Below are 14,187 nucleotides of genomic sequence, written 5' to 3' on the forward strand. Positions count from 1 at the left end.
TCGTCGCGTCGGGATGGAACGGTCGGAGGGGTCAGACGCGCTGCTTGCGGCGCTCGGCGATCCACTGCTCGATTTCGAGCGAATCCCAGCCGATCGCACGAATCCCCAGGCGAATGGCCCTGGGGAACTTGCCCGCCTTCATCAGGTTGTAGATGTGGGCGCGCTTGAAGCCACTCTTGGCTTCGACTTCATCGAGCCGTAGGATGCGGTGCTCAACCGCGGTAGGAAGAAGCGGCGTTTCGTCCGGCATGACAGTCACTCCTTGGCGCTCGCGAGCGCTTGTTAGGGGTGACTCGTAGTGGAATAGCGCCTTTCGGCCGCGTACACCGCAAATGCGGTTTCCGCGACCGCAGATACGGGCTTGCGAATCTCAGGAGACGGCCGATTGCAGCTTGCGTTTGGCCTGGGCGAACTTGCCTTGCAGCGTGCGCTCGGTGATGCCCATGAGGTGGCCGTGATGCGCGACCAAGGCGCTGGCGATGGCCTCCTGGCTGTTGAAGCTGGAGTAAGGCGTGCCCGACGGCGATCGACCGAGCATCAGCGTCAGCATGGCGCCGATGATGTGCAGGTAGGTGGCTTCGGCGCGATCGCTCAACGGGCACAGGTTGCAGGCGGGAGGCGCCGGACCTTGCAGCTTCTGCCGCTCTTGCAAGGCATGCAGTTGTCGGCGGCACTGCTCAAGCTGCGACTTCAGCGCTTCGCGCTCCACCAGCAGCGCGTGCCCGGACTCCATGGTGATCACGGGATGGGCGATGCGTTCGATGCGGCTGAACAGAAAAGGCGGTCGCTGCCCTGGATAGTAGTGGAGCATCCACTGCTTCAGGTCGATGTGCCGGACGGTCAGCGCGGGGGAGTCCCACAGGGTCTTGTCGTTCGTCGTGATGCCGTTCTGACCATAGGGAAGTTCCCCGTGGTAGATGCCGTCGTAGATGCGATCGGTGTAGAGCCGCAACTCGTCGCAGCGCGGGCAGTCCAGATGCGCAGGCAAGTGTCGATGTTGGACGGCGGCCAGGATCTCGTCCCGGAACCGCAGCAGTCCAGCCCATCGTATTGCCGCATCGATGGGACGGTAGTACACATCCGACAATGAATTCTCTCGCATGCCTTTGACTCCTTGCGACGCTACTTCATCGAGAGCTCCTCAGCGCCCAGATAGGACTGGTGCATCGACACATTGACCAGTGGGAATCCGCTCGCGGACGCGGCCGCCCCGAGCGGAGGAAATCGTTCGGACAGACGCGAGGCTCGCGGGAGCGGGGCGTCATGTCATGGCGCGGGAAGCTGGCCCGTGGCCAGTAGCTCAGCGCTGCTATAGGGTGTACAAAGTCGCTGCTGTTTGTTGGCGGCACACAGAGCAGTGCGAGCGGAAGCAGTCACGCCGTAGTCACATTCGGGATGAGCGTCAAACGCTCCAGCGAGCTTGGCAAGGCCCATTTGGCATCAGGTGTTGGCGCTGGAGCCTTATGGAGGGCCTTGTCTGCCGATGGAGCCTTCCCGCCAGGAATTTCTGTGGCGAGTGGCACGCTTGGGATGCGCGATCAGCATGCTGAGAGGCTGAAATCGCATCAGGTGTTCGCTGCCGAAATGCGCCCGAAGAGCTGCACGTTGAACAAGCAACCGAGCGCATGCGAGGGACGAGAGGGCGTAGCGCACGGTAGGCGTCGTCAGATCACCATGGATGTTGATGGACGCGGAGCGTTGACGGGGTACCCGTTTGAGGCCATAATTGAGGCCGTCTCAGACAAGCGAGACGGGAAACTTCGTTGTTCATCAACGGGTTGGGTGTTTGATGTGATACCCGTTTCCCGCTCCAGGTTTTCCAAGGCCCCGCTCGCGGGGCCTTGTCGTATCGGTGACCCGGCCTCCGGTTTTCCGATAGACTTCGAGCACCGGCCTGGTGGCAGAGTGGTTATGCAGCGGACTGCAAATCCGCGTACGCCGGTTCAATTCCGACCCAGGCCTCCATCGAAGCCCGCCTTGGCGGGCTTCGTCGTTGCCGGTGCAGGGATTGATCCCGATCAAGGCGCGGCGGTCGAGGGCCGCCCATAGTGGCGGCATGGAAACCCCCGACTTGCCGCCCATGCCGGCGTGGAATTTCGATCCCGGGCTGCTGCGCCGCCACGACCGGCCAGGACCGCGCTACACCTCGTATCCGACCGCGCCGCATTTCCGCGCGGATTTCGACGCCGCGCAGTTGCGTCGTGCCGTGATCCGTTCGCAGGCGCGATGGCCCGGGCGGCCGCTCTCGCTCTACGTGCACGTGCCGTACTGCAGCCATCCTTGCTTCTACTGCGGGTGCAACCGCGTGATCACGCGCGATCGCGGCAGGGGCGAAGCCTACGTGCGGCGCGTGCTGCGCGAAGCGGAGATGCTGGCGGCGCTGCTCGATCCGCGGCGCGAGGTCGTGCAGGTGCACCTCGGCGGCGGGACGCCGAACTTCCTCTCCCCGGCGCTGATCGGCGAACTGATGGCCGGTTTGGGGCGGCACTTCCGGTTCGATGCCTCGCCCGGCCGGGACGTCTCGATCGAGCTGGATCCGCGGCAGGCGTGCCGGGGCGACATCGCGGCGTTGGCCGCGATCGGGTTCAGTCGCGTCAGCCTGGGGGTCCAGGACTTCGACCCCGACGTGCAGCGCGCCATCAACCGCATCCAGGGCGTGCAGGAAACGCTGTCGCTCATCGAAGCCTGCCGCCAGCACGGCATCCGCTCGGTGAACGTGGACCTGGTCTACGGCCTGCCGCGGCAGAACCTGCAAGGTTTCTCGCGGACGCTGGACGCGGTGGTCAGCACGCGCCCGGACCGGCTGGCGATCTATGGCTACGCGCACCTGCCGCAGGTCTTCCGCGCGCAGCGCAAGATCGCCGATGCCGACCTTCCGGACCCGGAACTCAAGCTGGCGTTGTTGGGTTCGGCGGTGCGCACCCTGTCCGGGGCCGGTTACCAGTACATCGGCATGGACCATTTCGCGCTGCCGGAAGACGAGCTGGCCCAGGCCCAGCGCCGCGGCGACCTGCACCGGAACTTCATGGGGTACACGACCCATGCCGGCACCGACCTGCTCGGGCTGGGCGCGAGTGCGATCAGCCACGTCGGGGACAGCTACAGCCAGAATCCGAAGGGGTTGCCGCAATGGGAGGCCGCCATCGACGAAGGTCGCCTGCCGGCCTGGCGCGGGCTCGTGCTGTCGCAGGACGACCAGGTGCGCGCCGACCTGATCCAGCGGCTGATGTGCAAGGGGGAGATCGATGTCGGCGCGATCGAGGCGGCATACGGCCTCGATTTCCGCAGCCGCTTCGATGCCGAGCTGCGGGCGCTGGCGCCGCTGGCGGACGACGGCCTGGTCGGCGTCGAACCGGGCAGGGTGCGCGTGACCGACGCGGGGCGGCCGCTGGTCCGCCTGGTCGCGATGTGCTTCGACCGCTACCTGCAGGCGCCGCGGCAGGCCGCGTATTCCAAGGCGATCTGACCCCGGCATTCACAACCGCGTGGCGATCAGGCACCCTATCGCCCCATGCCCGGATGGCGAAACCGGTAGACGCAAGGGACTTAAAATCCCTCGACCGCGAGGTCATGTGGGTTCGATTCCCACTCCGGGCACGTGAGATGGCGAGTCGCCGGCCGGCGCTCGCCGCGCGGATCGCATCCAACGGGAAAGGGCATGACGGCCGCAAAGCTCGTCGACATCGCATCGGCCGCCATCGGCATCATCGGACTGGGCTATGTGGGGCTGCCGCTGGCCGCGGAGTTCGGGCGCTACCGGCGCACGGTGGGCTTCGACATCGACGCCACGCGCGTGGCGCGGTTGCAGGCCGGCCACGACGACACGCTCGAGCTGCAGCCGGACCAGCTGGCCGCCGCACGCCTGCTCGAATACAGCGCCGACCCGGCTTCGCTCGCCGGCTGCGGCGTCTTCATCGTCACCGTGCCGACGCCGATCGACGCGCACGAGCAGCCGGACCTGGAGCCGCTGCGCAGCGCGACGCGGCTGATCGGCTCGATGCTCGAGCCCGGCGACCTGGTGATCTACGAATCCACGGTGTACCCGGGTACCACCGAGGAAGTCTGCGTGCCGATCCTGGAATCGGTGTCCGGTCTGCGCTTCAACCGGGATTTCTACTGCGGCTACAGCCCGGAGCGGATCAATCCCGGCGACCACCAGCGGCGGTTGCCGGACATCCGCAAGATCACGTCCGGTTCCACGCCCGAAGCGGCAGCCGCGGTCGACGCGCTCTACGCGCAGATCATCACCGCCGGCACCTGGCCGGCGCCTTCGATCCGCGTCGCCGAGGCGGCCAAGGTCATCGAGAACATCCAGCGCGACGTCAACATCGCGCTGGTCAACGAGCTGGCGCTGATCTTCGACCGGCTCGGCATCGATACCCAGGACGTGCTGGACGCGGCCGGCACCAAGTGGAATTTCCTGCCGTTCCGGCCGGGGCTGGTGGGCGGGCACTGCATCGGGGTCGATCCGTACTACCTGCTGCACAAGTCCGAGAGCGTGGGTTACCACCCGGACCTGATCCACAGCGCGCGCACGATCAACAACCGGGTGGGGCGGCACGTGGTGGAGCGGGTGCAGGCACTGCTGGCCGATCGCGGCGTGTCCATGCCGCAGGCGCGCATCCTGGTCCTGGGCATCACCTTCAAGGAGAACTGCCCGGACCTGCGCAACAGCCGCGCGCTGGAGCTGGTGGAATCCTTTGCCGCGCTGGGCGCCAGGGTGGACGCGGTCGATCCCTGGGCTTCGCCCGAGGAAGCCCGGCGCAAGGCCGGCATCGCCGTGGCGCCCGAGGCGGATGCCGGCGGCTACGACGCGATCGTGCTCGCGGTGGCGCACCGGCAGTTCCGCGAGTTCGATGCCGATCGCATCCGCGCGCTCGGGAAGCCCGGTGCGGTCGTTTACGATGTGAAATCGGTCTGGCCGAGGGAACTCGTCACCGACCGGCTGTAGCGGATCGACCAATCGGAGGCGCGATGCATCGTTACCTGGCCCTGGCCATCAGCTTGTCGATGTGGTGCCTGAGCGCGGTCTTGGCCGTGCGATGGCCGGACTGGTGGTGGGGCGTGGCGGTCTTCGGCGCGCTGGTCGCGCTCGGATGCTGGGACCTGCGCCAGCGGCGCAGCACGCTGCGGCGCAACTATCCCATCCTGGCCCACTTCCGCTACGGGCTGGAATCGATCGGGCCGGAGATCCGCCAGTACTTCGTGCAGAGCGACATCGACGAGGTGCCGTTCTCGCGCCAGCAGCGTTCGCTGGTGTACCAGCGCGCCAAGCAGGAAATGGACGTGGTGCCGTTCGGTACGCTGCGCAGCGCGTACGAGGTGGACTACGAGTGGATCAACCATTCGCTCGCGCCGAGCCACATCGACAGCCACGATTTCCGGGTGCTGGTCGGCGCCGATTGCGCCAGGCCGTACTCGGCGAGCGTGTTCAACATCTCGGCGATGAGCTTCGGCGCGCTGTCGGCCAACGCGATCCGCGCGCTCAACGAAGGGGCGCGGCGCGGCCGCTTCTACCACGACACTGGCGAGGGCTCGATCTCGCCTTACCACCGGGAACACGGCGGCGACCTGGTGTGGGAGATCGGTTCGGGCTACTTCGGTTGCCGCGACGAGGCCGGCCGCTTCAGCGAGGAGCGCTTCGTCGCCAATGCCGCCGGCGACCAGGTGAAGATGATCGAGGTCAAGCTGTCGCAGGGCGCCAAGCCGGGCCACGGTGGCGTGTTGCCGGCGGCCAAGGTGAGCCCGGAGATCGCGCAGACGCGCGGCGTGCCCACCGGCGTCGACTGCGTGTCGCCGGCGGCGCATTCGGCGTTCTCGACCCCGGTCGGCCTGCTGCAGTTCGTCGCGCGCTTGCGCGCGTTGTCCGGCGGCAAGCCGACCGGCTTCAAGCTCGCGATCGGCCACCCCTGGGAATGGTTCGGGATCGCCAAGGCGATGCGGGAAACCGGACTGCTGCCGGACTTCATCGTCGTCGACGGGGCCGAGGGCGGGACGGGCGCGGCGCCATCGGAGTTCGTCGACCATGTCGGCGTGCCGATGCACGAGGCGCTGATGCTGGTGCACAACACGCTGGTCGGGCTGGACCTGCGCGATCGCATCCGGATCGGCGCCGCGGGCAAGATCACCAGCGCCTTCGACATCGCGCGCACGCTGGCGATGGGCGCGGACTGGTGCAACGCGGCGCGCGGCTTCATGTTCGCGCTCGGCTGCATCCAGTCGCTCAGCTGTCACAACGATCGCTGCCCGACCGGCATCGCCACGCAGGATCCGCGCCGCTGGCGGCACCTGGACATGCCGGACAAGGCCGAGCGCGTGCACCGCTTCCACGAGAACACGCTGAAGGCATTGCGCGAGCTGCTGTGCGCGGCCGGGCTGGACGATCCGGCGCAGCTGGGCCCGGAGCACATCATCCGCCGCGTGTCGCCGGTGGAAATCCGTTCGCTGGCCTCGCTGTACCGCTTCTTGGAACCGGGCGAGCTGCTGCACGCGGTGCCCGCGCATGCGGTGTTCCGCGACTACTGGGCGGATGCGCGCAGCGATTCGTTCGCGCCGCCGCCGCGCATCCGGGCGCTGCGCGACAGCAAGTCGCGATAGCAGGGGACGGCGATGCGGTTCAGGGCCGGGCACGGAGGGGATGTCGATGCGCTCTGGGCCTTGCGCACGCGCTGCGTGCGCGAGCTGTGCAGCAGCCATTATCCGCCGGAGGCCATCGCGCCGTGGGCCGCATTGCCGCCGCCTGCGCACTACCCGGAGCTGCTTGCCCAGGGCGGCTGCATCGTCGCCGAGGATGCCTCAGGCCGGCTGCTGGGCTATGGGGTCCTGGACCGGGAAGGCAACGAGATCGATGCGCTGTTCGTCGATCCCGACCGCGGCGGGCAAGGCATCGGCCAGGCCCTGATGCAACGGCTGCTGGCGCGGGCCGATCGCGCCCGGGAGCTGGTGGTGTCGGCCTCGCTCAACGCCGTGCCGTTCTATCGGCGCGTCGGCTTCGTCGTCGAACGCGAGGAGCGCTATCCGCATCCCTGCGGCGTGGCCTTGGCTTCGGTACGGATGCGGCGGCCCTGGTAGCGGCTCAGCGTTCCAGCCAGGCCAGCGCGCCTTCGGCCGCGCGCAGAGCGCTGGCGAAGCAGGCGGTGAGCAGGTAGCCGCCGGTCGGGGCTTCCCAATCGAGCATTTCGCCGGCGCAGAACACGCCCGGCAGCGCGGCCAGCATCAAGCCCTCGTCCAGCGCCGACAGGCGTACGCCGCCGGCCGTGCTGATCGCTTCGGCCATGGGGCGCGGCCGGAGCAGGACCAGCGGCAAGCGCTTGAGCGTGGCAGCCACCGCGGCGAGGTCCTGGCCGGCATCCTTGCCCAACCGCTCGAACACCAAGGCGGCCTTGGCCGCATCCAGCCCGGCCTGGCGGCGCAGGTGCTCGCCGAAGCTGCGGCCCTTGCGCGGCTTGGACAGGTCGGCCAACAGGCGGGCTTCGTCGCGGCCGGGGACCAGGTCCAGCCACAACATGGCCTGGCCGTCGCGATCGATCGTTTCGCGCAAATCGGCCGCCAAGGCGTAGACGAGGCTGCCCTCGATGCCGTACTCGCTGGCCACGCATTCGCCTTGCAGCCGATGGGCCTGGCCGGCGAGGTCGTGCCAGTGCGCGACCACCGGCTTCAGCGGCGCGCCGGCGTGGCGCTGGGCGAACCAGGGCGTCCAGGCGACGTCGAAGCCGCAGTTGGCCGGCTGCAGCGGGGCGATGTCCACGCCGCGCGAACGCAACAACGGGACCCAGGCGCCGTCGGAACCGAGCTGCGGCCAGCTGCCGCCGCCCAGCGCCAGCACGGTCGCGTCGGCACGCACGGATACGTCCTCGTCGCCATGCGCGAAGCGCAGGCTGCCGTCGTCGTTCCAACCCAGCCAGCGATGCTGCACGTGGAGGCGCACGCCCTGTTCCTTCAGGCGCCGTACCCAGCCGCGCAGCAGCGGCGCCGCCTTGCGGTCGACGGGGAACACCCGGCCGGAACTGCCCACGTAGGTGTCCACGCCGAGGCCGCGCGCCCAGTCGCGCAGGGCTTGCGCGTCGAAGTCGCGCAACCACGCGCCGACGGTTCCGGCCTGCTCGCGATAGCGGCTGGCGAACAGGTCGGGCGGATCGGAATGGGTGAGGTTGAGCCCGCCCTTGCCGGCGATCAGGAACTTGCGGCCCGGCGAGCCCTTGGCCTCGTAGAGGTCCACCTGCAGGCCGGCCGCCCGCAGGCGTTCGGCGGCGAACAGGCCGGCAGGGCCGCCACCGATCACGGCCACCCGGGCAGCGGATACCGGCCCGGCCATCAATCCGCGCGCACGCCGAGCAGTTCGACGTCGAATACCAGCGAGGCGCCGGGCGGGATCACGCCGCCGGCACCGCGATCGCCGTAGCCGTACTCGGGCGGGATCATCAAGGTGCGCTTGCCGCCGACCTTCATGCCGGCCACGCCTTCGTCCCAGCCGCGGATCACCTGGCCGCCGCCAAGCCGGAACTGGAAGGGCTCGCCGCGATCCACCGAACTGTCGAACTTGTCGCCGTGCCTGTCGGCGGTGCGCTCGTCGTAGAGCCAGCCGGTGTAGTGCACGGTGACCAGGTCGCCGGGCTTGGCTTCCGCGCCGTCGCCGGGATGCGTGTCGATCTTCTTGAACTGCGCGATGGTGCCGCCCGGCGGCGGGCCCGGGGGCGTGCAGCCGGCCAGCAGGCAGAGCAGCATCAGGAGTGGGAATCGCAGCATGGCGGCATCCGGCGCAAAGGGGCGGGGATTATCGCACCCATGCCGGCTATCATCCGCGCATGGCGAAGCTGCTGATGAACCTGCGCAACGTGCCCGACGACGAGGCCGAAGACGTCCGCCGCCTGCTGCGCGAGCACGGCGTGGCCTTTTACGAGACGCGCCCGAGCGTGTTCGGCATCTCCGCCGGCGGCATCTGGCTGCAGGACGCGGACACCCATCCGCGCGCGCGCCAGTTGCTGACGGAGTACCAGCGGCAGCGCAGCGAGTCCGCCCGCGCGCAGCGGCAGCGGGCGCTGGAGGAGGGCACCGCGGAGACCTTCGGCTCGCTGTTGCGGCGCCGGCCGCTGTTCGTGCTGGCGACGCTGCTGGCGATGCTGCTGGTGGCCTCGCTGGTCCTGCTGCCGTTCCTGCTGTTGAAGGGGTAGGCGCCGCCAGCGGGTAAAATGGGCGGATGTTCACCAACACCGCCGCCTACCACTTCGTCGCCATCGCCGATCCCGACGCGCTCGCCGGGCAGGTCCGCGAGCGTGCCGCCGCCCTGCGGCTGATGGGCACCGTGCTCGTGGCGGGCGAGGGCATCAACCTGTTCCTGGCCGGCGCGCAGGCGGACATCGACGCGTTCTACGGCGAACTGCGGTCGGACCGCCGCTTCGCCGGCATGCGCATCAAGTACAGCCGCAGCCGCCACCAGCCGTTCGGCAGGCTCAAGGTGAAGGTGAAGCCGGAGATCATCAGTTTCCGGCGCGACCACGCTTCGCCCCTGGGCGAGCGCGCCCCTGGCGTGTCGCCTGCCGTGCTGCGGCAATGGCTGCGCTCCGGCCGCGACGACCGGGGACGCCGCGTGGTGATGCTCGATACGCGCAACCGCCAGGAGATCGAATACGGCACCTTCGCAGGCGCGCTGACGCTGCCGATCAGCAAGTTCACCGACCTGCCGGAGGCGCTCGAGCCGCATCGCGAGGAGCTTGCCGATGCGACGGTGGTCAGCTTCTGCACCGGCGGCATCCGCTGCGAGAAGGCCGCTTTGTGGATGCGCGCCAGCGGCATGGACAACGTGCTGCAACTGGACGGCGGGATCCTCGGCTACTTCGAGGAAGTCGGTGGCGAGGGCTACGACGGCCGCTGCTTCGTGTTCGATGGCCGGGTCGCCCTCGACCCGCAACTGCAGCCCCTGCACGATCCGGAACAGCCGGTCGCCGAGGTCGGGAAAATCTGACCGATCAATTCCGGATTGCCCGATGGCCTGGCCTGGCCGGCCATCGGCAAGATCGGATGTCGCGGCGGATGGACCATCGTCGCCGTGCATCAGCCAGCAGCATGACAGTTGCATGCAACCGGGTCATGGCTGCGAGCCAACGCCTTTCATGCTTCGGGAAATGCATGCCGCAAGGATGCTTTTTTGGCGGCGCGCAATGTCTTGCCCTGAATTATTCATGGAGCTAGGCTGGTCCAAGCGGCTGGCCGTCACAGTCTGGGGGACAACACGGATGACCATCAGAGTTTTTCTGATCGACGACCATGCATTGGTACGTACCGGTATGCGGATGATCCTGTCCAACGAGTTGGACATCGAGGTCGTCGGCGAATCGGAGACCGGCGAGGATGCATTGCCGCAGATCAGGCGCCTGCAGCCGGACATCGTGTTGTGCGACCTGCACCTGCCCGGCGTCAGCGGGCTGGAGGTGACCGAGCGGCTGGTCAAGGGCAGTTACGGCGTGCGGGTCATCATCGTGTCGGTGCTCGAGGACGGGCCGCTGCCGAAGCGCCTGCTCGAAGTCGGCGCGTCCGGCTACGTCGGCAAGGGCGGCGATGCGCAGGAACTGCTGCGCGCGGTCCGCGACGTCGCGCTGGGCAAGCGCTACCTCGGCAACAGCATCGCGCAGAACATGGCGCTGGCGAACCTGGACGGCGGTGCCTCGCCCTTCGATGCATTGTCGCCGCGAGAACTGGAAGTGGCGCTGCTGCTCACCCAGGGCCTGCGCCAGGAGGACATCGCCAAGCGCTTGAACCTCAGCGCCAAGACCGTCAACACGCACAAGGCCAGGTTGTTCGAGAAGATCGGGATCCAGGACAACATCGCGCTGGCGCGCCTGGCCAACCAGTACGGGCTGACCGATCCGGCCCGGACGATCTGAGCATTTCCGGATGCCCAAAAAGAAAGCGGCCTTGCGGCCGCTTTCTTTTTGCCTGCCGTCAGCCGGCGCGCGGCTTGTCGACGATGCCTTCCGGGGCGCGGTCCGGCGCCTGGGGTTCGGACGAGGCGTCCTCGTGCACTTCCGTGGCCAGCTTCTTCTCGTTCGCCGGCTGCGGAGCCGGGACGGTGTCCGGTCGCGGTGCCGGAGCTTCCGCCTGCGGCACCGCTTCTTCGGCGACCTGGCGGGGCTCGGCGTGCTGGACCGGCTCGGCCTCCGGCGCCGGTTGCTTGGGCGCTTCGTCGGGGGCGAGCGCATCCAGCAGCGTGGTCTGGACCGGCGCATACGGCTTGGGCGCGGGCACGGTCTCCGGGGCGGTGTCGGCCTTGGCGGTGTCGGCTTCCGCCTCAGCTTCCTGGGCCGCTTCGGTGGCTTGCGGCGGGACCACGGCCGGAGCGGTCACGGCGACCGGTTCGGGAGCGGCGACGGCCGGGCTGGCCGCGACGGCGTGCGGCTCGCTGGCCGGCGCTGCCTGGACGACGGCGGCGGGAGCGGCTTCCTTCGTTTCCGCGGGTTTTTCCGCAGGCGAAGGAACGCTGCCGGACGCGACCGTCGCAACGGGAGCCGGTCGCGGCGCCTCGTTGCGCACGACGGGGGCAGCCGGCGCGGCAGGGGTGGGCACATCGTCGAAATCGAACTCCGGCTGCGGCCCGGCCGACGTCGCGACCGCTGCGGGGGCTGCGTCGGTCGCATCGACCTCCTGGCCCTCGTCCAGGTCGAGCTCGCCGTCGTCCAGCTCATCGGCGGTGCCGGCGGCGTTCTCGTTCGGCGCGCCGTTGCCACGGCGCCGGCGGCGTCCACCGCGACGTCCGCGGCGGCGACGGCTGCCGCCTTCGCCGGCGGCCTCGCCCGGCGTCGCATTGGCCTCGCCAGCCTGGGGCTGTGCGGTAGCGGCCTCGGCCGAAGCCTCCGCGGCGGCCACGTTCGGCTCGCGGGCTTCGCGTTCGGCCGGGGCCGGCTTGGCGGCGACGGCTTCGCTGGCGAGCGCGGTCACGGCGACGGTGCCGGCGGCAGCCGTGGCGACCGCGTTCTCGTTCGAGCCGGCGGCGGCAGCGGGCTTGTCCTCGCGCGGCGGCCGTGGCGGTTGCGCGCGCTCGTTCGGTGCCGTTTCGGCCGGCTCCTGCTGGGCCGGGCGCTGCTTCTGCGCGGCGGGCTGCTGCGCTTGCTTCTGCGGCTTGGGCTGCTTGGCGGCGGGCGCCTGTTCGCCGCGCGGCTGCTTGGGTTGCGCCGGCTGCTGCGGCTGGGCGTTGCCGGCATTGCCCTGGCGGCGTTCCTCGCGGCGGGCGTTGGCGTTGTTGCCGCCGCGCTCCTTGCCCTGGCCGCCGTTGCCATTGCCGCGGTTGTCGCGCTCACGGCGCTGGCCACGCTCGCTGCGGTTGCCGCGGCCGTCCGCCTGCTTCTGCTGCGGGGCCTGCTCGGCCCGCGCCGGCTGGGCGGGTTCGGGTGCGCCGAAGATGCGCTTGAGCCAGCCCACCACGCCGCTGGGAGCCGGCGCCGGGGCCGGGGCCGGTGCGGGAGCGGCGGCAGGGGCGGGCGCGCGCACCGGTTCCGGTGCTTCCTCGCGCACCGGCGCAGGCTGGCTGTGCTTGACCTGCGTGACCGCGGGGGCGGGCGGGATGTTGAGCTGCGCCTTGGTGAGCGCATGCACCGGCAGCTTGCGCGGGGTGCCGCGCTGGTAGCTCGGCTTGCCGCTTTCCTCGCCCAGCTCGTTCTCGCGCAGGCGGGTGACTTCGTAGTGCGGCGTATGCAACTGCTCGTCGGCGACGATGATGATCGGCGCATCGTGGCGCTTCTCGATCTCGCTGAGCGCGCGGCGCTTCTCGTTGAGCAGGTAGTTGGCGATCTCCACCGGGGCCTGGACCAGGACCTGCCCGGTGTTCTCCTTCATCGCGTGCTCCTCGGCGACGCGGATGATCGACAGCGACAGCGACTCGACGCTGCGCATGCGGCCATGGCCGTCGCAGCGCGGGCAGACGATCTGGCTGGACTCGCCCAGCGACGGGCGCAGGCGCTGGCGGCTCATCTCGAGCAGGCCGAAGCGCGAGATGCGGCCGATCTGCACGCGCGCGCGGTCGTACTTGAGGGCGTTCTGCAGGCGGTTCTCGACCTCGCGCTGGTGCTTGGACGAGGCCATGTCGATGAAGTCGATCACCACCAGGCCGCCCAGGTCGCGCAGGCGCAGCTGGCGCGCCACTTCCTCGGCCGCCTCCAGGTTGGTGTGGAACGCGGTCTCCTCGATGTCGCCGCCCTTGGTGGCGCGCGCCGAGTTCACGTCGATCGCGGTCAGCGCCTCGGTCTGGTCGACCACGATCGAGCCGCCGGAGGGCAGGCGCACGTTGCGCTCGTAGGCGCCCTCGATCTGCGATTCGATCTGGAAGCGGTTGAACAGCGGGATGTCGTCCTTGTAGTGCTTGAGCTTGCGCAGATTGTGCGGCATCACCTGCTGCATGAACTCGCGCGCGGTCTCGTACATCTCCTCGGTGTCGACCAGGATCTCGCCGATGTCGGCGCGCAGGTAGTCGCGCAGGGCGCGCACGATCAGGCGCGACTCCTGGTAGATCAGGAACGGGGACGGCTTGGACAGCGCGGCCTCGGCGATGGCGCGCCAGACCTGCAGCAGGTAGTCCAGGTCCCATTGCAGTTCCTCGGCATCGCGGCCGACGCCGGCGGTGCGGATGATCACCCCCATGTCGTCGGGGATGTTCAGCTTGTCCAGGGCGTCCTTCAGCGCGGCGCGGTCCTCGCCCTCGATCCGGCGCGAGACGCCGCCGGCCGACGGGGAGTTCGGCATCAGCACCATGTAGCGGCCGGCTAGGGAGATGAACGTGGTCAGGGCGGCGCCCTTGTTGCCGCGCTCCTCCTTGTCGACCTGGACCACGATCTCCTGGCCCTCGCGCAGCAGCTCGCGGATGCCGGCCTTGTGGTGGTCGACCCCGCTCTGGAAGTAGTCGCGGGAGATTTCCTTCAGCGGCAGGAAGCCGTGGCGCTCGGCGCCGTAGTCGACGAAGGCGGCTTCGAGGGAGGGTTCCAGCCGGGTGATCCGGCCCTTGTAGATGTTGGACTTCTTCTGTTCCTTGGACGGCTGTTCGATGTCGATGTCGTACAGGTTCTGGCCGTCCACGATCGCCACGCGCAGTTCTTCGGCCTGCGTGGCGTTGATCAGCATTCGCTTCATTGTTGCGTTCCTCGCGCGCTGCTACCGCGCGGAACGCCATGGCGTTTCGCCTCTGGAACGGTTTCGCCGACCCCT

Annotated in this window: 12 protein-coding genes and 2 tRNA genes; 9 read left to right on the forward strand and 5 right to left on the reverse strand. The window is 69.0% G+C overall.

Translation table 11 applies throughout. The features are described from left to right. Positions 1 to 31 precede the first annotated feature (31 nt). Positions 32 to 250: an AlpA family transcriptional regulator gene (locus tag FD678_RS07540; RefSeq protein ID WP_073664141.1), complete on the reverse strand. Its 219-nt coding sequence runs from the start codon at positions 248 to 250 to the stop codon at positions 32 to 34. Positions 251 to 370: 120 nt separating this feature from the next. Continuing rightward, a complete protein-coding gene (locus FD678_RS07545) occupies positions 371 to 1,102 on the reverse strand; it encodes a hypothetical protein (protein WP_140720811.1) in 732 nt (243 codons plus the stop codon). Between the two features lie 789 nt (positions 1,103 to 1,891). On the opposite strand from FD678_RS07545, the gene FD678_RS07550 reads away from it, so the two are divergent. From FD678_RS07550 to FD678_RS07575, 6 genes are all read left to right on the forward strand, one after another. Next, positions 1,892 to 1,965: transfer RNA gene (locus FD678_RS07550), tRNA-Cys, on the forward strand. Between the two features lie 91 nt (positions 1,966 to 2,056). Continuing rightward, on the forward strand, positions 2,057 to 3,466 hold the full coding sequence (gene hemN / locus FD678_RS07555; protein ID WP_140720814.1) for an oxygen-independent coproporphyrinogen III oxidase: 1,410 nt from the start codon (positions 2,057 to 2,059) through the stop codon (positions 3,464 to 3,466). 47 nt (positions 3,467 to 3,513) lie between these two features. Then, positions 3,514 to 3,597, forward strand: a tRNA-Leu gene (locus tag FD678_RS07560). Positions 3,598 to 3,658: 61 nt separating this feature from the next. After that, positions 3,659 to 4,951 carry a nucleotide sugar dehydrogenase gene (locus tag FD678_RS07565; protein WP_140720817.1) on the forward strand — a complete coding sequence of 431 codons (1,293 nt, stop codon included), beginning with the start codon at positions 3,659 to 3,661 and terminating at the stop codon, positions 4,949 to 4,951. Positions 4,952 to 4,974: 23 nt separating this feature from the next. Next, positions 4,975 to 6,597 carry an FMN-binding glutamate synthase family protein gene (locus FD678_RS07570; protein ID WP_140720820.1) on the forward strand — a complete coding sequence of 541 codons (1,623 nt, stop codon included), beginning with the start codon at positions 4,975 to 4,977 and terminating at the stop codon, positions 6,595 to 6,597. Positions 6,598 to 6,609: 12 nt separating this feature from the next. Continuing rightward, a complete protein-coding gene (locus FD678_RS07575) occupies positions 6,610 to 7,071 on the forward strand; it encodes a GNAT family N-acetyltransferase (RefSeq protein WP_140720823.1) in 462 nt (153 codons plus the stop codon). Between the two features lie 4 nt (positions 7,072 to 7,075). Here the strand turns inward: FD678_RS07575 and FD678_RS07580 are convergent, their stop codons facing one another. Together FD678_RS07580 and FD678_RS07585 are read right to left on the reverse strand one after the other, a co-directional pair. Next, positions 7,076 to 8,314 carry a TIGR03862 family flavoprotein gene (locus tag FD678_RS07580; protein WP_140720826.1) on the reverse strand — a complete coding sequence of 413 codons (1,239 nt, stop codon included), beginning with the start codon at positions 8,312 to 8,314 and terminating at the stop codon, positions 7,076 to 7,078. Then, complete coding sequence (locus tag FD678_RS07585; protein ID WP_177497619.1) at positions 8,314 to 8,745, reverse strand: FKBP-type peptidyl-prolyl cis-trans isomerase; 432 nt, start codon at positions 8,743 to 8,745, stop codon at positions 8,314 to 8,316. Before FD678_RS07585 ends, FD678_RS07580 begins: the two co-directional genes overlap by 1 nt. 59 nt (positions 8,746 to 8,804) lie before the next feature. On the opposite strand from FD678_RS07585, the gene FD678_RS07590 reads away from it, so the two are divergent. The 3 genes from FD678_RS07590 (at position 8,805) to FD678_RS07600 (ending at position 10,880) form a co-directional block, all read left to right on the forward strand. Then, positions 8,805 to 9,170: a DUF6164 family protein gene (locus FD678_RS07590; protein ID WP_140720829.1), complete on the forward strand. Its 366-nt coding sequence runs from the start codon at positions 8,805 to 8,807 to the stop codon at positions 9,168 to 9,170. Between the two features lie 26 nt (positions 9,171 to 9,196). Then, a complete protein-coding gene (locus FD678_RS07595) occupies positions 9,197 to 9,961 on the forward strand; it encodes a sulfurtransferase (RefSeq protein WP_140720832.1) in 765 nt (254 codons plus the stop codon). A 271-nt stretch (positions 9,962 to 10,232) separates the two neighbouring features. Next, on the forward strand, positions 10,233 to 10,880 hold the full coding sequence (locus FD678_RS07600) for a response regulator (RefSeq protein ID WP_140720835.1): 648 nt from the start codon (positions 10,233 to 10,235) through the stop codon (positions 10,878 to 10,880). 58 nt (positions 10,881 to 10,938) lie between these two features. Here the strand turns inward: FD678_RS07600 and rne are convergent, their stop codons facing one another. Continuing rightward, positions 10,939 to 14,112, reverse strand: coding sequence for a ribonuclease E (gene rne, locus FD678_RS07605; protein ID WP_140720839.1), 3,174 nt, complete (start codon positions 14,110 to 14,112; stop codon positions 10,939 to 10,941). Positions 14,113 to 14,187 lie beyond the last annotated feature (75 nt).

Origin of the sequence: Pseudomonas sp. Hp2, assembly GCF_006386585.1 — a bacterium.
GTDB classification, from domain to species: Bacteria; Pseudomonadota; Gammaproteobacteria; order Xanthomonadales; family Xanthomonadaceae; genus Pseudomonas_S; species Pseudomonas_S boreopolis.

Bases quoted from the DNA above. Each gene is read 5' to 3' on its own strand.
- FD678_RS07540 (WP_073664141.1), bottom strand. From the start codon at position 250: ATGCCGGACGAAACGCCGCTTCTTCCTACCGCGGTTGAGCACCGCATC.
- FD678_RS07545 (WP_140720811.1), bottom strand. From the start codon at position 1,102: ATGCGAGAGAATTCATTGTCGGATGTGTACTACCGTCCCATCGATGCG.
- hemN (WP_140720814.1), top strand. From the start codon at position 2,057: ATGGAAACCCCCGACTTGCCGCCCATGCCGGCGTGGAATTTCGATCCC.
- FD678_RS07565 (WP_140720817.1), top strand. From the start codon at position 3,659: ATGACGGCCGCAAAGCTCGTCGACATCGCATCGGCCGCCATCGGCATC.
- FD678_RS07570 (WP_140720820.1), top strand. From the start codon at position 4,975: ATGCATCGTTACCTGGCCCTGGCCATCAGCTTGTCGATGTGGTGCCTG.
- FD678_RS07575 (WP_140720823.1), top strand. From the start codon at position 6,610: ATGCGGTTCAGGGCCGGGCACGGAGGGGATGTCGATGCGCTCTGGGCC.
- FD678_RS07580 (WP_140720826.1), bottom strand. From the start codon at position 8,314: ATGGCCGGGCCGGTATCCGCTGCCCGGGTGGCCGTGATCGGTGGCGGC.
- FD678_RS07585 (WP_177497619.1), bottom strand. From the start codon at position 8,745: ATGCTGCGATTCCCACTCCTGATGCTGCTCTGCCTGCTGGCCGGCTGC.
- FD678_RS07590 (WP_140720829.1), top strand. From the start codon at position 8,805: ATGGCGAAGCTGCTGATGAACCTGCGCAACGTGCCCGACGACGAGGCC.
- FD678_RS07595 (WP_140720832.1), top strand. From the start codon at position 9,197: ATGTTCACCAACACCGCCGCCTACCACTTCGTCGCCATCGCCGATCCC.
- FD678_RS07600 (WP_140720835.1), top strand. From the start codon at position 10,233: ATGACCATCAGAGTTTTTCTGATCGACGACCATGCATTGGTACGTACC.
- rne (WP_140720839.1), bottom strand. From the start codon at position 14,112: ATGAAGCGAATGCTGATCAACGCCACGCAGGCCGAAGAACTGCGCGTG.